The 20,398-nt window shown below is 63.2% G+C and carries 21 protein-coding genes; 3 read left to right on the top strand and 18 right to left on the bottom strand.

The window, feature by feature from the left end; translation table 11 throughout:
* Positions 1 to 15: 15 nt before the first annotated feature.
* A complete protein-coding gene (locus HDE72_RS01100) occupies positions 16 to 204 on the top strand; it encodes a hypothetical protein (protein WP_183736892.1) in 189 nt (62 codons plus the stop codon).
* On the opposite strand, the gene HDE72_RS01095 is transcribed toward HDE72_RS01100, so the two are convergent.
* A complete protein-coding gene (locus HDE72_RS01095; RefSeq protein ID WP_183736890.1) occupies positions 201 to 821 on the bottom strand; it encodes an outer membrane protein in 621 nt (206 codons plus the stop codon). The two genes, HDE72_RS01100 and HDE72_RS01095, sit on opposite strands and share 4 nt — an antisense overlap.
* 181 nt (positions 822 to 1,002) lie before the next feature.
* Between HDE72_RS01095 and HDE72_RS01090 the strand changes: the two genes are divergently transcribed.
* Entirely contained in the window at positions 1,003 to 1,791 is a 789-nt protein-coding gene (locus tag HDE72_RS01090) for a helix-turn-helix domain-containing protein (protein WP_183736888.1), read from the top strand.
* Here the strand turns inward: HDE72_RS01090 and HDE72_RS01085 are convergent.
* The 17 genes from HDE72_RS01085 to gpmA all read right to left on the bottom strand — a co-directional run bounded on the left by HDE72_RS01085 (position 1,764) and on the right by gpmA (position 19,868).
* Positions 1,764 to 4,016 carry a patatin-like phospholipase family protein gene (locus HDE72_RS01085; RefSeq protein WP_183736886.1) on the bottom strand — a complete coding sequence of 751 codons (2,253 nt, stop codon included), beginning with the start codon at positions 4,014 to 4,016 and terminating at the stop codon, positions 1,764 to 1,766. The two genes, HDE72_RS01090 and HDE72_RS01085, sit on opposite strands and share 28 nt — an antisense overlap.
* Positions 4,017 to 4,075: 59 nt before the next feature.
* Positions 4,076 to 4,648, bottom strand: coding sequence for a type II secretion system protein N (locus tag HDE72_RS01080; protein ID WP_183736884.1), 573 nt, complete (start codon positions 4,646 to 4,648; stop codon positions 4,076 to 4,078).
* Between the two features lie 18 nt (positions 4,649 to 4,666).
* Positions 4,667 to 5,887 (bottom strand): type II secretion system inner membrane protein GspF, encoded by a 1,221-nt coding sequence (gene gspF / locus HDE72_RS01075; protein ID WP_183736882.1) that lies wholly within the window; start codon positions 5,885 to 5,887, stop codon positions 4,667 to 4,669.
* A gap of 10 nt (positions 5,888 to 5,897) precedes the next feature.
* Positions 5,898 to 7,319 carry a type II secretion system ATPase GspE gene (gene gspE, locus HDE72_RS01070; protein WP_183736880.1) on the bottom strand — a complete coding sequence of 474 codons (1,422 nt, stop codon included), beginning with the start codon at positions 7,317 to 7,319 and terminating at the stop codon, positions 5,898 to 5,900.
* An 8-nt stretch (positions 7,320 to 7,327) separates the two neighbouring features.
* Entirely contained in the window at positions 7,328 to 9,568 is a 2,241-nt protein-coding gene (gene gspD / locus HDE72_RS01065) for a type II secretion system secretin GspD (protein WP_183736877.1), read from the bottom strand.
* Positions 9,565 to 10,341, bottom strand: a complete 777-nt coding sequence (locus tag HDE72_RS01060; protein ID WP_183736875.1) for a type II secretion system protein N — start codon at positions 10,339 to 10,341, stop codon at positions 9,565 to 9,567. The genes gspD and HDE72_RS01060 overlap by 4 nt, the downstream gene beginning before the upstream one ends.
* Entirely contained in the window at positions 10,338 to 10,871 is a 534-nt protein-coding gene (gene gspM, locus HDE72_RS01055; RefSeq protein WP_183736873.1) for a type II secretion system protein GspM, read from the bottom strand. Before gspM ends, HDE72_RS01060 begins: the two co-directional genes overlap by 4 nt.
* Positions 10,868 to 12,064 carry a type II secretion system protein GspL gene (gspL, locus tag HDE72_RS01050; protein WP_311735179.1) on the bottom strand — a complete coding sequence of 399 codons (1,197 nt, stop codon included), beginning with the start codon at positions 12,062 to 12,064 and terminating at the stop codon, positions 10,868 to 10,870. Before gspL ends, gspM begins: the two co-directional genes overlap by 4 nt.
* A gap of 52 nt (positions 12,065 to 12,116) precedes the next feature.
* On the bottom strand, positions 12,117 to 13,133 hold the full coding sequence (gene gspK, locus HDE72_RS01045; protein ID WP_183736869.1) for a type II secretion system minor pseudopilin GspK: 1,017 nt from the start codon (positions 13,131 to 13,133) through the stop codon (positions 12,117 to 12,119).
* A gap of 8 nt (positions 13,134 to 13,141) precedes the next feature.
* The gene (locus HDE72_RS01040) at positions 13,142 to 13,765 is read right to left on the bottom strand and encodes a prepilin-type N-terminal cleavage/methylation domain-containing protein (protein WP_183736868.1); all 624 of its coding nucleotides are present in this window, start codon (positions 13,763 to 13,765) and stop codon (positions 13,142 to 13,144) included.
* Complete coding sequence (gene gspI / locus HDE72_RS01035; protein WP_183736865.1) at positions 13,765 to 14,154, bottom strand: type II secretion system minor pseudopilin GspI; 390 nt, start codon at positions 14,152 to 14,154, stop codon at positions 13,765 to 13,767. The genes HDE72_RS01040 and gspI overlap by 1 nt, the downstream gene beginning before the upstream one ends.
* Positions 14,151 to 14,645, bottom strand: a complete 495-nt coding sequence (locus HDE72_RS01030; protein ID WP_260176342.1) for a GspH/FimT family pseudopilin — start codon at positions 14,643 to 14,645, stop codon at positions 14,151 to 14,153. The genes gspI and HDE72_RS01030 overlap by 4 nt, the downstream gene beginning before the upstream one ends.
* A 9-nt stretch (positions 14,646 to 14,654) precedes the next feature.
* Positions 14,655 to 15,107 carry a type II secretion system major pseudopilin GspG gene (gene gspG / locus HDE72_RS01025; protein WP_183736862.1) on the bottom strand — a complete coding sequence of 151 codons (453 nt, stop codon included), beginning with the start codon at positions 15,105 to 15,107 and terminating at the stop codon, positions 14,655 to 14,657.
* A 131-nt stretch (positions 15,108 to 15,238) separates the two neighbouring features.
* Complete coding sequence (locus HDE72_RS01020; RefSeq protein WP_183736859.1) at positions 15,239 to 15,982, bottom strand: HesA/MoeB/ThiF family protein; 744 nt, start codon at positions 15,980 to 15,982, stop codon at positions 15,239 to 15,241.
* A 9-nt stretch (positions 15,983 to 15,991) separates the two neighbouring features.
* Positions 15,992 to 17,485 (bottom strand): S41 family peptidase, encoded by a 1,494-nt coding sequence (locus HDE72_RS01015; RefSeq protein ID WP_183736857.1) that lies wholly within the window; start codon positions 17,483 to 17,485, stop codon positions 15,992 to 15,994.
* 71 nt (positions 17,486 to 17,556) lie between these two features.
* A complete protein-coding gene (locus tag HDE72_RS01010) occupies positions 17,557 to 19,044 on the bottom strand; it encodes a murein hydrolase activator EnvC family protein (RefSeq protein ID WP_183737180.1) in 1,488 nt (495 codons plus the stop codon).
* A 77-nt stretch (positions 19,045 to 19,121) separates the two neighbouring features.
* Positions 19,122 to 19,868 (bottom strand): 2,3-diphosphoglycerate-dependent phosphoglycerate mutase, encoded by a 747-nt coding sequence (gene gpmA / locus HDE72_RS01005; RefSeq protein WP_183736855.1) that lies wholly within the window; start codon positions 19,866 to 19,868, stop codon positions 19,122 to 19,124.
* Positions 19,869 to 19,974: 106 nt separating this feature from the next.
* Here gpmA and HDE72_RS01000 point away from each other — a divergent pair, with 106 nt between their 5' ends.
* Positions 19,975 to 20,391, top strand: coding sequence for a rhodanese-like domain-containing protein (locus HDE72_RS01000; RefSeq protein ID WP_183736853.1), 417 nt, complete (start codon positions 19,975 to 19,977; stop codon positions 20,389 to 20,391).
* The last annotated feature ends 7 nt before the right edge of the window (positions 20,392 to 20,398 follow it).

Raw genomic sequence — 20,398 nt, 5'->3', positions numbered from 1 at the left:
GCAAAGGAGGAAACGGTGGCAAACAAGGCCCTGGCGACGCGGCAAAAAATGCAGTTCCGCGTCGAACCCTCGCAAAAACCGCGCAACCCGGTTGCCGCCGCTGCCAAGCAGCGCGCGGCCGGGGCGCACGTCAAAACGGTGTCTGGCCAGCGCCAGCAAGAAAAACGCTTGCTGGCGAAGCTGCTGCTCAAAGTCGAGCGTTAAAAGCGGTAAGACGCGCCCAGCGAAAACATGTCGGCCCTGGTTTTCTGGCTGCCGTTATATTTCACGGGCACGCGGTCCCAGTCGAGATGCAGCGACCAGTTCTGGTTCAGCGCATAAGCCGTACCGAGACCGTACATCAGCCCCGCCTTGCTCTCCTTGTCCGAACCGCCTGTCAGGTAATCGACTTTAGCGTTCGTGTAAGCCACGCCGGCGCGCCCGCTCACGGAAAACGCATCGAAGTGGTAAGCGAGCACGCCTTGCACGCCGGCGCCGTTAAACTTGCCGCGTCCCGCCACTTTTCCCGCTGCCGTATCGAAGCCGGAGGTGACGCTGCCGCCGGTGTACCCCACCAGCTCAATCGCAGGCACGGCAACGCCGCCCTGAAAGGGCAGTGCATCGAAACTGTAACCCACGTAGGCCTTGGCGCTACGCTTGCTGTTCTTGTCGCAATCTTGCTGGCCTGGCGCGCAATCGAGCCCGGTGCTGGTACGGAAGCCGTAGCTGGCGCCTGCATAGACGGGACCTGGGTTGGCGTTGGCATCTGCCGCCGAAGCGTGAAAAGGAGCGAAAGCGGCGAGCGCCAGCATCGCCGCTGGAATGATGTGTTGTGGTGACATGAATAACCTCTGCAAGTGGTGGGATTTCCTGGTGCTTGCGCGCTATGCGGGCGAGCAGATACAGTGTCGGTGCTTTTATTAAAAAGTACTATCTGCTTGTGCAAAGTGCCGTTAAAGACTACATTGAGTACCGTTATTTGCGACCAATTTTGTAAAAAGGATATGCCATGAAAGAACGGCCATGAGTTCGCCCGAACTGGTCTTGCGCGTGCTGCGCACCCAGTTGCGCGCCGCCGGCATCACCTACAAGGTACTGGCCGAACGCATCGACATGAGCGAGTCCAGTGTCAAGCGCATGTTCGGCCAGAACGATATGTCACTATCGCGCCTGGCCCTGATCTGCAAGGCGGCCGGCATCGCCATGGAAGATGTGCTGCGTGGCGCGGCCGACATCACGCCGCATGCCGACACGCTCACCCTGGTGCAGGAAAAATCATTGATCGCGCACCCGCGCCTGCTGCTGGTGGCGATCTGCTGCCTGGGGCACTGGAATCTGGAACAGGTGATCGAAACGTATGCGCTGAGCGAAGCCGAATGCATAGGCTATCTGGCCGAACTGGACCGCCTGGGCCTGATCGAACTCAAGCCGCTGAACCGCTACAGCCTGCGTGTCTCGAACGCCTTTCACTGGCTGGCCGACGGTCCCGTGCAGCAGTACTTCCGTGAGCACGTGGTGGCCGATTATTTCAGCGGGCATTTCGATGGCGCCGGTGAAACGCTGATGTGCATCCCGGCCCGTTTGTGCCTGCCCAGCGCCCAGGAAATGGTGCAAAAGATACGCCAGCTGGCCGAGGAACTGGCGCGGCTGCACCAGAGCGACCGGCGTTTGGCGCCGGCCGAGCGCGATGGATTTACCTTGCTGCTGGGTTTTCGCTCATGGGAATTTGGCGCCTTCACGGCCCTGCGCCGCAGCGCACCGGCGAACACGCCGGCCGCGCTGCCTTACCAGACCGGTCCCAGGAAAAGATAAACCGTGCCCGTATTACCCTTGCTCGAGCCGGTGGCCAGATAGGCGGGGCCAAAACGCGTGTCGACGGCCAGGAACACGCTGGACGCCTGCGTGAAGACGCTGCGCCGCAACGGTTCGCTCTGGTCGAAACCGCCGCCCATCTCCACCGAAAAGCCGGCCCGCACAGCGCCGCCAAACGTGGTGGGCAAGGAGCCGATGCGGCGCGCCATGACAAAGCGAGCCAGCGCAATGCTGCGTCCCGAGACCGAATCGGATGGCGTGCCGGACAGGCGCAGGAAGCCGCCCAGGCTGAGCGGCGCTTCGCCGCGCTGCGCACGCGCCCATTCGCCATACACATGGCCGGCCCAGTTGCCGCTACCGAGCGCCTTCATCACCGAGACCGAAGACTGCCCCAGCGCTTTTTCGGCAGAACCCGTGGTCGACGACTGCGTCCAGGTGGCGTCTATCAGCATGCCGCGCGTGGGGAAGCCCGGTGCATCGAGCGTATCGGCACGGAATTTGACGAATTTGGTGGTGCCCAGCGCGCGTGCTTCAGGCGCGCCCAGGTCGGCCGGAATCGAGATATTGCCCCGGCTCTCGCTGCGCGCCACGCCCACCTGCAAATCGCCCCAGTAGCCGAACTGGCGGCCCAGCGCCAGATAGGCGCCCTGGCCATTGTAAGACATGCGGGCAGTGCGCCGGCCCTTGTCGAACAGGTCGAGCGACGAGGAGTTGTACTGGATGGTCGGCGCCAGATACCAGGGGCTGCCCGCGCCCAGCGGCTGGAAATACTGTATCGAGAAATTGCGGTCGGTGCCGATCTGCACCAGGCTGCGCAACTCGCCGCCCCAGTCGTTCAGGTTCGAGCGCACATGCATCAGCTTGATGGCAAAGGTATTCTTGTCATTGAAATCGCTGGCCAGTTCCAGGCCCACGCGCAGGCGGTTGCTGGCCCATGGCGCTTCGGTAGCTTTCAGGGTCACCTCACGCTGCTCGCCCACATCGACCACTTCCGATTCCACGCGCGCCACGTCGCCGCGGCCATACAGCTTGCTGGCCGCCTTGAGCACATCCTCCTGGCTCACCAGCTGGCCTTCGACCAGCCCCGATTGCGCCTCGAGGATGCGTGGATTGATCTGCCCTTCGCTCTCCACCGTCAAACGCGTCAACGGCAGCGCCACGTCCAGCAGGGCCGGCGCCGCCAGGCGCAGCTGCTCCCTGGCCGCATACTGTTCCGGCGGCAGCGCCAGCGGCGCCAGGCGCGCGGCCAGCGCCTGCGCCGCCTGCTCGCCGGCGCGCATGGCGCGCGCGTAATTCTGGAAATCGAGAAAACTCACGCCAGCCAAGTCGGGCGCCACCAGGATATCCTGCGGATGCAGTTCCTTGATCGAGCGCTGCACGTTCTGCTCCGTGAGTATCTGCAGCATCTGCTGCGCCACGCCGATAGCGCTGCCCAGTTCTTTTTCCGGCGCCAGCGGCGTACCCACGTTGACGGCGATGATGATATCGGCGCCCATGGCGCGCGCCATGTCGACCGGCAGATTGCGTACCAGGCCGCCATCGACCACCAGGCGGTTATTCACGCGCACCGGCGCAAACACGCCGGGCACGGCCAAGGACGCGCGCATCGACAGGAATAGCGGCGTGTCGACCAGTTCCACCAGCTCGCCGTTGACCAGGTCCGACGCCACCGAGCGGAAAGGCAGCGGCAATTGACTGGCAGGCCGGTCGCGCATGCCAGCGGGCAGCAAGCGGTTCAAGGCCATCTCCAGCGCCGCATTGCTGGCCGCAGCCGGCGGGGTGGAAATGCCATTGCGGCTGACGCCGAACTCGATGCGCGACGGCAGCAGCAAGTCTTCTTCGCGGCGGCGGAAGATCAGGTCGTCGCGCGCAGGCCGGTCCGCCAGCACCCGGTCCCAGTTAGTTTCACGCGCCATTTTTTCCAGGTCCGCCACGGAAGCGCCGGCCGCATAAGCGCCGCCCACCACGCCGCCCATGCTGGTGCCGACCACCATATCGATCGGAACATGCAATTCTTGCAACACTTTCAACACGCCGATATGCGCGAAACCGCGCGCGCCGCCGCCAGACAGCACCAGCGCGATACGGGGGCGCGCCGGCGCAGCAGCGGCATCAGCAGCCGGCTGGGTGGCTGGAATAGCTGGGGTGGCTGGGGTGGCGGCGAAAACTGGCAAGGCGCACAGTGTCGCCACGCAGCCCAGCAGCAGGGTGCGGATCAAGAACATAGGAACTCCTGTGACGACGGCTGAACGGCAGCCGCCGGTGTGATGCATCGCTGCGATCGTCAATTCGTCGGTGGTGTGGCCGGCTGTGGTTGCGATACCACGCCCCCTGCCGCCGGCATCAGCACGCCACCCGGGCGTTGCTGTGCTTCGGCCGGCATCGGTGGCGGCACCAGGCTGGGCGCCGGCTGCTGTAGCCCGGGCACGGGTCCCACTGTGCCCGGCAGCGACAGCGCCTTGTCGTCGGCAAGCAGTTCCAGCCGTTTGCTCACGCCGCCATCAAGCAACACCACATAACGCGGCTGCACTTCCTTGACCGTCACGCCAGGCGCCACTTCGGCGCCGGCTGGCAAGGCCACCGATGGTTTGCCATCGGTTGAAATGATGGCCACGCTACCACGGCCATTGCCGGCAGCGACCACGCCGCGCAACTGATAATTGCTGACGCTGGCCACGCTGACCTGGCCACCGAACAGCGACGCGCCGGCTTCCACTCTGGCGTCCTGCACCACCGGCACGGCCGGCGGATTGATGGGCCGCTGTGGCGCCTTGAACAGCTGCATGGCCCAATAGGCCAGCGACACGGACAGCGCCACGACGGCGATCAGACTTGTTAATTGAGGCAAACGCTTCATGGCTTCCTTGAATTCTTGTTAGCGTACCAGCTGGTTGATCTCGATAATCGGCATCAGCACGGCCAGCACGATCAGCAGCACCACCACGCCCATTGCCAGGATCAGCGCCGGTTCCAGCAAGCCGGCGATCGTCAGGGTGCGGCGCTCCAGGTCCTGCTCCTGGGCGCTGGCGGCGCGTTCGAGCATGGCCGGCAGTTCACCGGTGATTTCACCGGCGCGTATCATGTGGATCAGCATGGGCGGGAAATGCTTTTGCGCCGACAGCGCACGCGCCAGGCTCACGCCTTCGCGCACGGCGCCGCTGGCTTCTTCCACCAGCTCCTGCATCGCCACATTGGTCAGCGTATCGCGGCTGGTGTCGAGCGCGCGCAGAATCGGCACGCCGGAACCCGTCGTAATGGCCAGCGTGCTGGCGAAACGGGCCGTGTTCAGGCTGCGTTCGAACTTGCCATACAAAGGCGCCGTCAGCAGCCAGGTATGCCAGCGCCGCTTCAAGGCCGGCTGCTGCAGCGCGCGCCGCCAGGCCACCCAGGCGCCGATCAGGGCGATGGCGACCACGATGCCGTAATGGCGCACGAAGTCGGACAGGGCCAGCATGATGATGGTCAGCACCGGCAGCTTTTGCTTGGTATTGGCGAACACGGAAACGATCTGCGGCACCACATAGGTGAGCAGGAAAATCACGATGGAAAACGCCACCACCGTCACGATGGCCGGATACGTAAAAGCCAGCTTGACCTTCTGCACCAGCGCATTGCGCCGCTCGATGTAATCGGCCAGGCGCGACAGCACGCGCGACAGATGGCCGATCTGCTCGCCCGACGCCACCAGTGCGCGGTAGATCTCGGCAAAGTCGCGCGGGTGGCGCGACAGCACGTCGGAAAACGCCGCGCCACCGATCACTTCGGAACGGATCGAGGCAATCAGGTCGCGCAGATACGGGCGTTCGGCCTGCTCCAGCAGCGCGGAAAACGCCTGCTCGAGTGGCAGGCCCGCTTCCAGCAGGCTGGCCAGCTGGCGCGTAAACAGCGCCAGCTCGGTGGTCGTCAGGCGCTCGCCAAAACCGCGGCGCTTGGTGACGCCGGCCGCATCGACCTGGGCGGCGATCAGGTCGACGGCCAGTGGCACCAGGCCTTGCAGGCGCAGTTCGGCGCGGGCGGAACGGGGACTGTCGGCATTGAGCACGCCCTTGCGGGTGGCGCCTTGCGCATCGACGGCTTCATAACGGAATGCGGGCATGGTGGCGGGCCTAGTCTTTGGTCACGCGCAGCAGTTCGGCTTGCGTCGTCGTGCCATCGCGCAGCCAGCGTTCGCCGTCCTCGCGCATGCCCGTCATGCCGTCCTTCAGGGCCACGGTGCGCACTTCCGCTTCCGAGGCGCGGTTGTGGATCTGTGCGCGTATCTGTTCTGTCGTGCGCAGCAATTCATACACGCCGACCCGGCCCTGGTAACCCGTGTGGCCGCAATGCTCGCAACCCACCGCCTGCCAATAGGTACCATCGAAGGTTTTGCAAGAGCCGCACAATTTTCGCACCAGGCGCTGCGCCAGCACGCCCAGCAGGGACGACGACAGCAGGAACGGTTCGATACCCATGTCCAGCAGACGCGTCACGGCCGCCGAAGCGTCGTTGGTATGCAAGGTCGCCAGCACCAGATGGCCCGTCAGCGAAGCCTGCACGGCGATCTGCGCCGTTTCCAGGTCGCGGATCTCGCCGATCATGATGACGTCCGGGTCTTGCCGCAGAATCGCCCGCAGCGCTTTCGCAAACGTCATGTCGATGCGCGAATTGACCTGCGTCTGGCCCACGCCAGCCAGGTCATACTCGATCGGGTCTTCCACCGTCAGGATATTGGTGGTGGTGGCGTTCAGCATCGACAGCGCGGCGTACAGGGTGGTGGTCTTGCCCGAACCGGTAGGCCCCGTGACCAGCACGATGCCGTGCGGCTGCGTGATCAGGCCATCGAACTGTTTCAGCATCGGCGCGCTCATGCCCAGATGCTGCAAGTCGAGGCGGCCCGCTTCCTTGTCCAGCAAACGCAGCACGGCCCGTTCGCCATGGCCGGTCGGCAGCGTCGAGACGCGCACGTCGACCGGCTTGCCGCCCACGCGCAGGGTGATGCGGCCATCCTGCGGCAAGCGCTTTTCAGCGATGTCGAGCTGCGCCATGATCTTGATACGCGAAATGAGCGAACCGTGGATGGCCTTGCGCGGGCGTACCACGTCGCGCAGGCTGCCATCGATGCGGAAGCGCACGACCGAGGTCTGCTCGAACGGTTCGATATGGATGTCGGATGCGCCTTCGCGCAGCGCCTGCGTCAGCAGTGCATTGATCATGCGAATCACGGGCGCGTCGTCGGACGATTCGAGCAAATCCTCGATGGCCGGCACGTCCTGCAGCAGCTTGGTCAAGTCCAGGTCGGCGTCGAATTCATCGGCCATCTGCGAGGCGTCACCGCCGCCGCCCGCGTAGGCGCTGGCGATGGCGGCGTCGAGTTCACCACGCGGCATGACCGTCAGCTGGATCTGGCCGAAACGGCGCGACACTTCGGCTATCGCCGCCGGTGCAGTGGCAGCAGCCACCAGCACTTCGACCGCGTCGCCCTCCTGCGCGCCGGGCCGGGCCAGCAAGCCGAAATCGCGGGCGTAGGCGTAAGGTAAAAGATTACTCATGACGGCGATCAGTTCTGCGGCTGCGGTTGCTGCTGCGATTCAGCGGCCGGCGTGACCGCATTGCCCGGCGCACCCAGTGGCGCCGGCGCTGGCGGCAAGGGGCGCGACATCAAGCCGCCACCGACTGGCTGGCCATTTTGCAAGGCCGGCATCACCGGTGTGCCCAGGTCTTTCAGCATCAGATTACCCGTCGCCGGCACGGCCATTTCTTCGGCCGCGCGCATATAGTCGTAGCGGTCGGAAGCCAGGCTGCCGCTTTGCTCCTTGCTGCGCACGATGACTGGACGCAGGAAAATCATCAGATTGGTTTTGGTGCGCGAACGCGTCTGGTACCTGAACAGATTGCCCAGCACGGGAATATCGCCCAGGCCGCGCACTTTTTCAGCATTGTCGCTGGTGCTGTCCTGGATCAAACCACCGAGCACGATGACCTGGCCATCGTCGGCCAGCACGCTGTTCTCGATCACGCGGTTGTTGATGGTGATGCCGCTGACAGCCGTCGCCGTGGCCTGGTCCACGCTGGAAGTTTCGTGATAGATGCTCAGCTTGATGGTGCCGCCTTCGGAAATCTGCGGACGCACCTTCAGGGTCAGGCCCACATCCTTGCGGTCGATGGTCTGGAAAGGATTGGTGTTGGTGCCAGCCGTACTGGTGTACTGGCCCGTCAGGATAGGCACGTTCTGGCCCACCTTGATGGTCGCCAGCTCATTATCCAGAGTGATCAGGTTAGGCGTCGACAGGATGTTGGCGTTGCCATCCGACTCCAGCGCATGGGCGATGGCGCCCAGACCCAGTGCACCATTGATCTGCTTGAAAATACCCAGGTTCAGGCCATCCGTCGGCAGCACGGCGCCCTTGCCGGTGGCGATGGCGCCGATATTGTTGCTGGTGCCGCCAGCGAACGATTGCAGCACGCCCACGCGATAATTGCTATTGCTGTTACCCGACAGGCCAGCCCATTGCACGCCGAATTCGGATGCCTTGGCCGACGTTACTTCGACGATCAGCGCTTCGATATAGACCTGGGCGCGGCGCACGTCGAGCTGGTCGATCACGGCACGCAGGTTGCGGTAGACAGCTTCGTTACAGGTCAGGATCAGGGTATTGGTCGAGGCATCGGCCTGGATAAAGCCGGCCGCGCCGCCCGAGGACAGCTGCTGCGGCCCGTTGTTCATCGACGCGCCACCCGAGGTGCCGTTTTGCGTATTGCCACCCAGGCCAGTGCTGTTGATGCCGCCACTGTTGTTATTGCTGTTGATGCCCTGGTTATTCAAGCCCTGGTTGCTGGCGTTGTTCGTATTGTTTTGCTGACCGCCGGCGGCCGTGCCGTCGGACGTCACCACCGAGCGCAGGGTTTGCGCCAGCTTGGTGGCGTCGGCATTCTTCAGGTACACCACGTGCACATTGCCCAGCTGCGTAGTCGGCTGGTCGAGTTTCGAGATCAGCGACTTGGCCAGGTTGGCGCGTGCCACCGATGGCGCGCGCAGCACCAGCGAATTGGTACGCGGATCGGCCAGTACCGAGACCTTGCCCGCATCGGCGCCGGCTGCCGTGCCGCCGCCGCCTTCCATCAGTTTGTTGACCATCGAGGCCAGGTCCGAGGCTATCGCATAACGCACGGGAATCACGTCCAGGTCAGTCGATGCCGGCACGTCGAGCGCGGCGATGATCTTCGCCAGGCGCTTGAGGTTATCGGCGTAATCGGTGATCACCAGCGAGTTGTTGCCGGGATTGGCGTTGATGGTGTTATTCGGTGAAATCAGCGGGCGCAGCACGGCCAGCAAGTTGGCCGACGATTCATAGCTCAGATAAAACACCTGGGTGGCGATCTGGTCGCCCTTGACCTGGCTGGCGCCGCTGCCCACCTGGGTCGGCACCGATTGCAGCTTGGCGTCCGCTTCCGGCACCACCTTGGCGTAACCGTCGCCCGAGACCACGGCATAGCCTTGCAGGCGCAGCGCGGAAGCGAGCAGGCCGAAAGCCTGGGTCTTGCTGATCGATTTCTCCGACACCAGCGTGATCGTGCCCTTGACGCGGGGATCGATGACGAAATTGATGTTGGTGTAATGCCCCACCGCCTTGATCACCGATTCGATATCGGCGCCGACGAAATTGAGCGCGGCTTCATCGCCGGGTGCAGACCAGGCAGGCGCCGGCATGCCAGCCACCGAACAGCACAAGAGAGCGGCGGCGGAAAGGCGGCGCAGCGAAAAGGAGGATTTGTTTGGGCTCACGGATGGTTTTTTCATTGTCTAAACTCTAAGGCGATGATGTTTTTTTCGCTATTGCTACGGCGCTGTCCCAGCAAATTCAACAAACTCGCCAAGGTCTCTTCATATCCTGCTGCGGCCTGGGCCTGGCCTGAAAACTGCATGCGCCCCTGATTCAGGCTGCCGCTGCCATCGAGCAGCAGCGGCCCCTTGATGGAGCGCAGGGTCAATGACGCCTGCTGCCCCTGCCAATCGAAATCGAGTTCATAACTGCCCAGCGGACGCAGCGACGACAGGCGCGAGGCCATGTCCGTCATCTGCAAGGTAGTGCGCCCGACCGCCGAAAACTGCCGTTTTTCCAGCGCCAGCTGCAAGGTGGTCCACGACAGGCGCATGCTGCCCGTCGGCGCCACCGTATTGAGCGGCGCGCCCAGGCCACCCAGGCCGTCGGCCGGCAGCAGCAGGGACGCCGGGCTTACTTGCCAGTGCGACCAGCCACCGTGCAGATTGACGGTTTGCGACAAGGCTTCGGGGTTTTGCAGTTCCACGTCGGCCGATCCCCACAGCACCGATGGCGAGATGCGCCAGCTGAAGCGTCCTGGCAGCAGCGGCGTCACGGCGCCATTCGCGCTGGCCGCCCCGCCGATAAACGCCGAGCCGCGCCACAGGGTACCCTGCGCATCGCCCAGGGTCAATCGCCCGGCCGTCTGCTGCTCGACGATGCCGGCCACCCAGCCGGCAGGAAAAAACACCAGCAGGGTCGCCGCCACGCTGACGATGATGGCCAGCAGCCATCCGAGCAGGCGCTTCATCGCGTCGCGCCCGGACTCTGATGCAAGGTCAACGTGGCGTCGACCTGGCCAGCCTTGGTCTGCGCCGTGATCTTGGCTTCCTGCACCGCGACGCGGTCTTGACGGCGCAAACCGTCCAGCCACAGCATGACACTCGCAAACGGCACGTCATTGAGCTGTACCCTGACGTATTCTCCTGTTACCGACAGCGATTGCGGCGTCAGGCCCTTGGCCTTCAGGGAAGCACCCAGGCTCTCTTTGCTCATGGCCGCCACCTGCAGCGGTGTCTGGCGCGCCAGATCACCCGCTTCCAGCGCCAGCGCCTGCAGCTGGGCCGCACTCTGGCGCAGCTCGGGCAAGCTCTTTTGCAAATCGGTGCGGCCGCTCCAGGCCGGGTCAAAAAAGATGGCGTACACCAGCGCCAGGCCGGCGACGACGCTGCCTGTCGTCAGCAGCTTGCGTTCCTGCGGCGTGCGCTCGGTCCAGAAGACTTGCAGCGCCTGCTGGCGGCTGGCCAGGGCCACCCGCCCCTTGTTGACGACGGCGTTCATGTTTTCGCTCCCGTGGCCAGCGTGATTTTCCACACGCCCGGCTCCGTTACATTCAAGGACAGCTTGCGCGCGGCCAGGCCTTCACGCACCTGCGCCTGGGCGCTGGCGTCCACCATATCGGGTTTCAGTTTGACGATCAGGCTGCGCTCGCGGTATTCCAGCGAGGCCACCACGCCGCGTCCGGCCAGGCCGCCCAGCGCCTCGCCCAGCGCTGCGCTCAGGCTGGTGAAATCGTCCATGCTGGCCTGCCCGCTTTGCAGCTTGGCGGCAGTGATATTGCGCCGCATCTGCTCCGCTTCCATGCCATACACCGGCGCTTCATTCGGATACGCCGCCTTGAAGGTTTGCTGCATCGAGGTACGCACGGTAGCGGCCTCGCGCTTCAGGCGCGACCATTCGATATTCAAGCCCATCAGGTTGACGATCACGGCCAGCGCCACCAGCCGCAATGGCCAGCGCCAGCGCTGCCAGTCGCGCGCCGCACCGCCGTTGGCTCCCAGCGCCGGCACCAGGTCCAGGCCCGCCGCGTGGGCAGCGGCGATCCAGTGCGCCCAATGGTCGGCTGCCACCGTCACGCCCGCCATGTCGGCGGCCAGCGCCTGGTAGTGGGCCACGTCGGCCTGCGCCACATACACGGTCAGGGGCGCCTCGCCGGCAAACGCACGCGTGGTCGTCAAAGCCTGCTGCGGCTGGGCCGGCAGGATCAGGCCCAGGCCTTCTTGCGGCGCCTGGCGCAAAGCCAGTTCCAGGCCCTGCCCGCTTGCCTGCAAGGCCGCCGTCACGCCACCGGGCGGCAAAGGCAGGCATAGCTGCGATGGCAGCACGGCGACCTTGCGCGCGCCCTGCGCCAGCAAGGCTTTTACCAGCACTTCTATCCAGGCCCGCTGCACCACGGCCACCGTGCGCAGACCGGCGGCATCGCTGCTGCCTGCAGCCAGCACGCAGTCTTGCGCGTCGCCAAGGATGTGTTCTTCCACCAGGCCGGGCAAGGCCGCGCGCAGGCGGGCGCCCGCCAGCGGCGGGGTTTTCAGACGCAGCAAGGTCACATCGGCTGCCGCCAGCAGCAGTACCACCTGCTTTGCGCCAGCGATCAGCGGCCCCAGGTTGCCCAGTGGCGTACTGCCCTGCTGCAGCAGGGCGCCGCCGTCGCCGGCCAGCACGAAGGGGCAGGCCGCCGCACTGTCAGTGGACACTTTGGCCGGGTGCCGGATATACAGAGTTGTCAAAGGGACTCGCTTTCAGGTTTTAATTTTCCCGCAACCAGACCAGGCTGGTAGTGCGCTGCGGATTCGGCTGGCGCCACACCAGCGCTTGCGCATCGAGCGCCGCGCGGTCCAGGCGCACCCGGATGACCGCGAGGAAATAGCTGCTTTTCACATCGATAGGCACGCCGTCGATCAGGTTGCCATTGGTATTATTCGTGAAATTACCTGCATCGACAAACTTTTTACGCGGATTGCTCAAGGTCACGGCGCTGGCCTCGGAAACCGACAGCGTCGTCACGGCCGACAGTACTTCCGCCGGGGCGGTATTGACATTCACGGCGCTGGGGGTCGTGGTCGGCAGCACGATGACGAAGTCGCGCAGCTTCTCGATCACTTGCGGCGTGTAGCCGGGCACGGACAGCAAATCCTCGATCTGCGTGAACGCCACCGGCGCGCTGTCGCCGCCCGAACTCGGGGCCGTGGTGTTGCTACCACCATTTGCACCACCGTTTGTGCCACCGTTATTACCGTCATTGCTGCCGGTATTCGGTGTGTTCGATCTGGGCCGCGCGCGCACCACCGCATCGGCGGTCGCCTGCGCCAGGCCGCTGTCGAGCTGCAGGTTGGCCAGCAAGCGCTGATACGCCTTCACCTGCGGAGGATTGACGTTGCCCATGACGTCGGCCAGGTTGCTGATATTAAAACGCGCCTGCGCATCGAAGGCACGGCCCGACACCGTGGCGTCGAATTTTTCCGTGTCGACCTTTTCACGGTCCACATAATCGTCGAGCCGCGCTTCCTCGATGGGCGTGGCCCAGATGCCGTCAGCGGCCGTCAGCGAGGGATTGTCCTGGCGCAGCCAGAAGCGGGCAAAGTCGACCATGCCGCGCATGGCCCATTGCGTCTGCAGGCGCAAACGCTGGTTTTCCATCGAGCGCACTTGCACCTGCTGCTGCCAGAACAGGCTGGCAACCACCGTGATGGCCAGCGCCGTCAGCAGCAAGGCCATGATGACGGCCACGCCACGCTGGCGCGCTGGAATGCGAAATGGCTTCATCCTGGGTCTCATCCTGGCCCCAGTAAAAATACTTTGGACAGGCCCGCATCCTGGCCCGGCATCTGCAAGGTCACTTCCAGGCCCGGCACTTGCGTGGAGATGGCGGCGCCCGCCGTCAGCACGTTCCAGGCGCCGTTGCTCCAGCCACGCATGACCATGCTGTCAACGCCGCGCATCAGCGGCACGTCGGCCGTGCTGGTGTTGGTATCGTCGCGCGCCGCCTGCCACAAGGTGTCGAGCACGGCCAGGTCGCGCGTGCCATTCGATTCGCGCCGCGTCAGCACGCCGTTGCTCAGGCGATAGGTGATCACCTGCAGCTGCTGCGGTTCCTGCTCCGAGGCAGCCAGGCGCACCAGGGTCAACCGGTCGTCTTCTGCCGACAGATTGGTGCGGCCATTGAGCAGATTATTATTCAGGCCGGCGCCGGCCAGGTGGTCGCAATCGCTCTGCATCTGGGCAAACGCCAGTTGCATGCCGCGCGCCTGTTCCAGCTGGCTGGTCAGCACTTCACGCGAACGCATGATGCTGTCCAGGCCACGCCAGCCCAGCACGGCGACCATGGCCAGGATGCCGATCGCCACCAGCAGCTCGATCAGCGTAAAGCCCGCGGCGGGGGAGAAACGGCGCGCCATCAGTCGTTAAACGACAGCAGGACCAGGCGCACGATGCGCCGGGCCGGGTATTGCGCGTCGTAGACATTGACGCGCACCTGGCGGATACGGGGATTCGGCGTGGCCACCACTTCTTCCTCGCATATCAGTTGCAAATCACCCTGCGGACAGTCTTCCGTGCGCGTGCCCGTCTGCGGGAAGGTCTTCGCCAGGCGCAGGCGCACCAAATGATTTTCAGCCGACCAGGTGGCCATCATGGCGCTGCGCAAGCCATCGCTGTTCTGCGTCAGGCTGCCCACGGCGCGCAAGGACGCCCCCAGCGCCGTGCCGACGATGACCAGGGCGACCAGCACTTCCAGCAAGGTGAAGCCGGACTGTCGCCCTGAACGTTGAAAAGGAAAGGAAATCATTGTTCGACCGTAAAATGACCGATGCCGTCGGCGCGGATGGCGACGCTGCGCTCGCCGCTGGCCAGGGTCAGCACGAAGGGCTTGTCGACCGGCTCGCGGCCGAAGATGATGCGCAACGGCTGGGCCACGCTATTGGACGGCTGCACGCTGAGCAGCATGGGAGTATTGGAAAAGCTGCGTTCGCGCAGCAAATCGTCCTGCGTCACGGGTTGCCACAGTTTTTCATTCAAGACCAGGAAGCGGTACTGGTTTTCATCGGCTTCGAAGGCCACTTGCCGGCTGCGCACGATGGCTTCATCGCGCGCCAGCTGCAGCAGCAGGGCGATGCGTTCGGCTTCCTTTTGCAAGGCTTGCTGGCCATTCGGCATGGCGTTCAAGGACACCAGCCCCAGGGTGACGCCGATGATGACCATCACCACCAGCAGCTCGATCAGGGTAAAGCCGCCGCTACGCCGCTGGCGATACGCGCCCTGCCTGGTCATGGTGCACATGCAGGTAGCTTACAGTTCCCACGAGCCGATATCGGCGTCGTCACCGCTACCGCCAGGCTGGCCGTCGGCGCCCAGCGAGATGATGTCGACTTCGCCTTTCAAGCCAGGCGACAGGTACTGGTAAGGGTTGCCCCATGGATCTTTTGGCATTTTTTCCAGGTAGCCGCCCGCCTTCCAGCCATTCGCGGCCGGGCCGGCGGTGGGTTTTTCCACCAGCGCGTGCAAGCCCTGCTCGGTGGTCGGATAGCGCTGGTTATCGAGGCGGTACAGCTTGAGCGCCTGCATGATGGTGGCCATGTCAACTTTCGCCGCCGCCACCTTCGATTCACCCGTACGGGCGATCAGTTTCGGCACCACCAGCGAAGCGAGGATACCCATGATCACGACCACGACCATGATTTCGATCAGTGTGAAGCCACGCGCGAGGCGCTGGCGTATCGAACGGTGTGCTGCGTTTTGCATAAGAAAGAGAAAAAGTAGGTCAGTGGAGTGCAGAGTATAAAGCCGAAATATGACAAAGCCTGTCATATGGGTAAAATTTTCTGTGATAACTTGCAGCCCGACCAGACCACTTGCCGCTATTCGCCGTCAGACTAGCCGCAAACAGGGCAGGCCGGGTCGCGCGCCACGCGCATGCTGCTCCATTCCATGCGCAAGCCATCGAGCAGCAACAGCCTGCCCGCCAGCGACTCGCCCACGCCCATGATGAGTTTTAAAGCTTCGGCTGCCTGCATGGCGCCCACCACCCCCACCAGCGGCGCAAACACGCCCATGGTAGAGCAGGCCTCGTCCGTGAATGCCTGGTCTTGCGGAAACAGACAGCAATAACAGGGCTGCGTACCGGCGCGCGTGTCAAACACGCTGACCTGGCCATCGAAGCGGATCACGGCGCCCGACACCAGCGGCACCTTGTGGGCCACGCACACACGGTTGACGGCATGGCGGGTGGCGAAATTGTCGGTACAGTCCAGCACCACCGTGGCCGGCAAGACCAGTTCGGCCAGGCGAGCCTCGTCGACACGCTCCTGCAAGGCCGCAATCACGATCTCTGGGTTGATATTTCGCAAGGTTTCGCTTGCCGACAGCACTTTGGGCTGGCCCACGCGCGCCGTCGTATGGGCGATCTGGCGCTGCAGATTGGTCAGGTCGACCGTGTCGTCGTCGACCAGGGTCAGCTTGCCGACCCCGGCGGACGCCAGATACATGGCGGCGGGAGACCCCAGGCCACCCGCGCCGATCACCAGCACATGCGCGTCCAGCAAGGCTTGCTGGCCTTCGATGCCGATTTCATCGATGAGGATATGGCGCGAATAGCGCAGCAGCTGGGCGTCGTTCATGGCCGCAACTTACGGTTTTTGCACAGGAATCTTCTTATCATCGGGCTTGATGTCGGCCTGGATCTCGGGCTTGTCGCTGATCTTTTCGGCTTTCAGGTCCGCCTTGGCCAGTTGCACCGGCAAGCCCTGGAAGTGGTTCAGCGCCTGCTGCAGCTGGAAATCGTCCTTGGCGCCGTATTCCAGTGGCTTGCGCTTTTTCGCCGAGGTGATCAGGCGCTGCTCTTCCGCCAGTTGCGCCTGCTCGCTGCCCAGGGTAGGAGCGGCCGCTTCCGGCTTGCCATCATCGCTGGCCAGGTGCTTGTCCAGGTCGGCTTCACGCACGCGCAAGCTGTTCCAGCCATCGCCATCGGCCGTTTCATCGACCAGCATGTCGGGCACGATGCCGCGCGCCTGGATGGCGCGGCCTTTCGGCGTGTAATAACGGGCCGTCGTCAGCTTGACGGCCGTATCAGCGGTCAGCTGGCGCAGGGTTTGCACCGAACCCTTGCCGAAAGTCTGCGTGCCGATCACGGTGGCGCGCTTGTAATCCTGCAAGGCGCCAGCGACGATTTCCGAGGCTGAAGCCGAACCGGCGTTGACCAGCACCACCAGCGGCACGGTTTTCAGCGCGGCCGGCAGCTTGGCCAGCGGATCGGTCTTGCTGTCCGGCGCCGCATAAAACTCGCGCCGACCATAAAATACTTGCTGCGATTCAGGCAATTGCCCCTTGGTCGAGACGATCACGGAATTGCCTGGCAAGAAGGCAGTGGCCACGCCGATGGCGCCCGGCACCACACCGCCCGGATCGTTGCGCAAGTCCAGCACCAGGCCCTTGAGCTTGGGGTCTTGCGCATACAGGGCATTGATTTTCTTGACCATGTCGCCCACGGTCGGTTCCTGGAACTGGGCAATACGCAGCCAGCCATAGCCAGGGGCGATCATCTTGGCCTTCACGCTTTGCACGCGGATTTCTTCGCGCACGATGGGGAACACCAGCGGTTTGCTTTCGCCCTTGCGCGAAATCGTCAGCACCAGCTTGCTGTGCGGCTGGCCGCGCATCTTCTTGATCACCTCGTCGAGCTGCAAGCCTTTCAGGGGCACATTGTCGAGACGGGTAATCAGGTCGCCAGCCAGGATGCCGGCCTTGGCGGCGGGGCTGTCCTCGATCGGCGAGACGACTTTCACATAGCCATCTTCCATGCTCACTTCGATGCCGATGCCGACGAACTTGCCTTCCACGCTCTCGCGCATTTCCTTGAAGGCATTCTTGTCGAGATAGACAGAATGCGGGTCCAGCGAGGACACCATGCCGGAAATGGCTTCCGTCAGCAGTTTCTTATCGTCAACCTTTTCCACGTAATCGGTCTTGATGAGGCCAAAGACATCGGATAACTGGCGCAGCTCGTCGAGCGGCAGCGGAGAAGTGGCCACTTTCTGCGCAATCGCCGGGAACTGCATCGTTGCGCCGATACCGGCCAATACGCCCAAACCGATCAAGCCGATACTTTTTACTTTGATGCCCATGTCTTCTTCGCAATCTACAAATACGATGCAGTCAGAATCCTGCAACGATGGCAGGAATTTGAAATTTCACTTTAAAACTTCACCCAGCCGGCGGGGTCGAAGGCTCGGCCCTGATAGCGCAACTCAAAGTATAGCCCCGATTCCTCGTTGCCGCCGCTGTTGCCGGCAGTGGAGATGGCGTCGCCGGCCTTGACGGCATCCCCCACGCGTTTCAGCACGGATTGGTTATTGCCATAAATACTCATGTACTGGCCACCATGGTCGACGATGATCAGGTTGCCGAAGCCGCGCAGCCAATCGGAAAACACCACCCGGCCGGCCGCGATGGCGTGCACTTCCGTCCCCTCGCTGGCACGGATGAACACGCCCTTCCAGCTGGGGCCATCGCCGCGCTTGCTGCCGAAACGCACTTCCACCTTGCCCGGCAGGGGCGCGCGCATCTGCCCCTTGAGGCTGGCGAAAGCACCAGCGGGCGCGGCCGGCCCCAGGCTGGGGCGCGGCGGCTCCGCTTTAGGTTCGGGTTTAGGCTCGACCTTGGCCACCTGCGGCGGCTCGTCATTATCGATAGGATCGAGCTTGACGGCTGGCGCCGGGACCGGGACCGGGGCCGGCGTTTGCGGCTTGATCTTGCCGCTCTTGTTCTGCTGCTCCCTGGCGATACGCTCGCGGTCAGCCTGGGCCTTCGCTTCTGCCTTGGCTTCCGCCTTGGCGCGCGCGGCGGCCAGGCGCTGGCGTTTTTCCTCGGCAGCCTTGGCGTCCGCTGCCGCCTTGGCGGCGGCGCGCTGGGCCGCCAGCAATTCCTGGCGTTTCTTCTCGGCCGCTTCCGCTGCGGCTTGCTCAGCGATCATCTTGGCCAGCTTGTCGACCAGATTGCCCATGCGCTGTTCGTCGCGCTCCACATTGCCAGCTTCCTTGCGCTGCGCCACCAGGCGCTGCGACAAATTGGCCAGCAAAGTGGCGCGGCGTGCTTTTTCCTGCACCAGCAAGGCTTTTTGATCGCGCTCTTCCTGGGCAATTTCTTCCAGTTCATCCTTGGCGTTCTGCACTTCCGCCTGGTTTTTTTCCACCGCCGCCAGGTTGGCGCGCAGCGATTCGAGCAGGCGCGCCTGCGCCTGCGACACATAGGCCATCAGTTGCAGATCGCGGTTGATGCGGTTCGGGTTGTCACCTGACAAGAGCAGCTTGATGCGGTCTTCATTGCCGGCGACATATTGTTCGCGCAGCAATTCGGACAACTGCCCCTTTTGCTTGCTGACCGTGGCCGTCAATTGCTCGCGCTCACGTCCCAGCGCCGTCAGTTTGACGCCGGTGTCATTTTGCTCCTGCGCCAGGTCGCGCAAGGAGCGGTTGGCGTTGGAAATGGCTTCTTCCGACTCGGCCAGGGTATCGGCAGCATCGTCCTTGGCGGTTTCCGTCACGCTGATGTCGCGCTTGAGGGCCGTCAGCTTTTGCTGCAATCCGGCGCGCTGGGCTTCCGCGGCCGCCTTCTGCTTGCTGCGTTCGGTGGGTTTGGCGCCATGCGCGGCGCCGCTGGCAAACAGCAGCGCCAGGCACAGCATGGCGCCGGCGCGCCAGGCCGGCAGGGGTGGTTCAGCAGAGGGGGCGATGGCTGTGCCGCGGAAGAAATACTGCAAAGTTACTTGGCCTTCCCTTGGTTCGCCACGGCAGCCTGGGCTGCCGCAATCGCTGCCGGATCGCCCAGATAGTAATGGCGGATCGGTTTCAAATCGGCGTCCAGTTCATATACCAGCGGCTGGCCATTTGGAATGTTCAGGCCGACGATGTCGTCGTCGCTGATGCCGTCGAGCATCTTGATCAGGGCGCGCAAGCTGTTGCCGTGGGCCGAAATGATGATTTTCTTGCCGGCGCGAATCGCCGGGGCGATTTCCTCATCCCAGGCAGGCATCACGCGCGCTACGGTGTCTTTCAGGCATTCGGTCAGCGGAATCGATGCTTTTGGCAAGCCGGCATAACGCGGATCGTTGAACGAGGCGCGATCGTCGCCCTCGGCCAGCGGCGGCGGCGGCGTGTCGTAGCTGCGGCGCCAGACCAGCACTTGCTCGTCGCCATACTTGGCCGCTGTTTCTGCTTTATCCAGGCCTTGCAGGGCGCCGTAGTGACGCTCGTTCAAACGCCAGTCATGCTTGATCGGCAGATACATCATGTCCATCGCGTCCAGCGACAGCCACAGGGTACGGATCGCGCGCTTCAAGACCGAGGTGTAGGCCACGTCAAACGTGAAACCGGCTTCCTTGAGGATCTGGCCGGCGGCCCGGGCTTCGTTGACGCCCTTTTCCGTCAGATCGACGTCGGTCCAGCCAGTGAAGCGGTTATCGAGGTTCCAGGTGGACTCGCCGTGACGCATGAAAACGATTTTATACATAGTTCTATCTTCTCAAGGGGTTCAAATCAAAAAAGCAAAACGTAAAAAGACCTCGTCCAGCTTCTATTTTATAATGCGCGGATTGACTTAAACCATTGGACCCTACGTGAAATTCTTTATCGACCACATTTTTCTGTTTGCCATCGTCATCATTTCCGGCGGCGCCCTCCTCTGGCCACTGCTGTCCTTGCGCGGCAAGCGTGCCACAGTACTGGAAGTCACACAACTGATCAATCGTGGCAAAACCGTCATCGTTGACGTACGCACCCCGGAAGAATTCGCCAAGGGCCACTTGCCTGACGCAAAAAATATTCCCTTGCCAGAACTGGCAAAACGCCTGGGCGAGCTGGAAAAATTCAAAACGCGCCCCATTGTAGTGGTTTGCCAGAAAGGATCGCGCTCGGCAACGGCCGTCGGCCTGCTGAGCAAAGCCGGTTTCGCCGAAGCAACCGGCCTGGAAGGCGGCATCGACGAATGGAACAAGCAAGGCTTGCCACTGAAAACCTTATCCTTGGCCAAGTAAGCATCAG

The sequence above is a fragment of the Janthinobacterium saanense genome (assembly GCF_014200675.1).
Lineage (GTDB): Bacteria > Pseudomonadota > Gammaproteobacteria > Burkholderiales > Burkholderiaceae_D > Janthinobacterium.
This window is presented reverse-complemented; position numbering and strand designations above follow the sequence as displayed.

Excerpts from the sequence above, each read along its gene's own strand:
- HDE72_RS01095 (WP_183736890.1), bottom strand. The coding sequence starts at position 821 with ATGTCACCACAACACATCATTCCAGCGGCGATGCTGGCGCTCGCCGCT.
- HDE72_RS01090 (WP_183736888.1), top strand. The coding sequence starts at position 1,003 with ATGAGTTCGCCCGAACTGGTCTTGCGCGTGCTGCGCACCCAGTTGCGC.
- HDE72_RS01085 (WP_183736886.1), bottom strand. The coding sequence starts at position 4,016 with ATGTTCTTGATCCGCACCCTGCTGCTGGGCTGCGTGGCGACACTGTGC.
- HDE72_RS01080 (WP_183736884.1), bottom strand. The coding sequence starts at position 4,648 with ATGAAGCGTTTGCCTCAATTAACAAGTCTGATCGCCGTCGTGGCGCTG.
- gspF (WP_183736882.1), bottom strand. The coding sequence starts at position 5,887 with ATGCCCGCATTCCGTTATGAAGCCGTCGATGCGCAAGGCGCCACCCGC.
- gspE (WP_183736880.1), bottom strand. The coding sequence starts at position 7,319 with ATGAGTAATCTTTTACCTTACGCCTACGCCCGCGATTTCGGCTTGCTG.
- gspD (WP_183736877.1), bottom strand. The coding sequence starts at position 9,568 with ATGAAAAAACCATCCGTGAGCCCAAACAAATCCTCCTTTTCGCTGCGC.
- HDE72_RS01060 (WP_183736875.1), bottom strand. The coding sequence starts at position 10,341 with ATGAAGCGCCTGCTCGGATGGCTGCTGGCCATCATCGTCAGCGTGGCG.
- gspM (WP_183736873.1), bottom strand. The coding sequence starts at position 10,871 with ATGAACGCCGTCGTCAACAAGGGGCGGGTGGCCCTGGCCAGCCGCCAG.
- gspK (WP_183736869.1), bottom strand. The coding sequence starts at position 13,133 with ATGAAGCCATTTCGCATTCCAGCGCGCCAGCGTGGCGTGGCCGTCATC.
- HDE72_RS01040 (WP_183736868.1), bottom strand. The coding sequence starts at position 13,765 with ATGGCGCGCCGTTTCTCCCCCGCCGCGGGCTTTACGCTGATCGAGCTG.
- gspI (WP_183736865.1), bottom strand. The coding sequence starts at position 14,154 with ATGATTTCCTTTCCTTTTCAACGTTCAGGGCGACAGTCCGGCTTCACC.
- HDE72_RS01030 (WP_260176342.1), bottom strand. The coding sequence starts at position 14,645 with ATGTGCACCATGACCAGGCAGGGCGCGTATCGCCAGCGGCGTAGCGGC.
- gspG (WP_183736862.1), bottom strand. The coding sequence starts at position 15,107 with ATGCAAAACGCAGCACACCGTTCGATACGCCAGCGCCTCGCGCGTGGC.
- HDE72_RS01020 (WP_183736859.1), bottom strand. The coding sequence starts at position 15,982 with ATGAACGACGCCCAGCTGCTGCGCTATTCGCGCCATATCCTCATCGAT.
- HDE72_RS01015 (WP_183736857.1), bottom strand. The coding sequence starts at position 17,485 with ATGGGCATCAAAGTAAAAAGTATCGGCTTGATCGGTTTGGGCGTATTG.
- HDE72_RS01010 (WP_183737180.1), bottom strand. The coding sequence starts at position 19,044 with ATGCTGTGCCTGGCGCTGCTGTTTGCCAGCGGCGCCGCGCATGGCGCC.
- gpmA (WP_183736855.1), bottom strand. The coding sequence starts at position 19,868 with ATGTATAAAATCGTTTTCATGCGTCACGGCGAGTCCACCTGGAACCTC.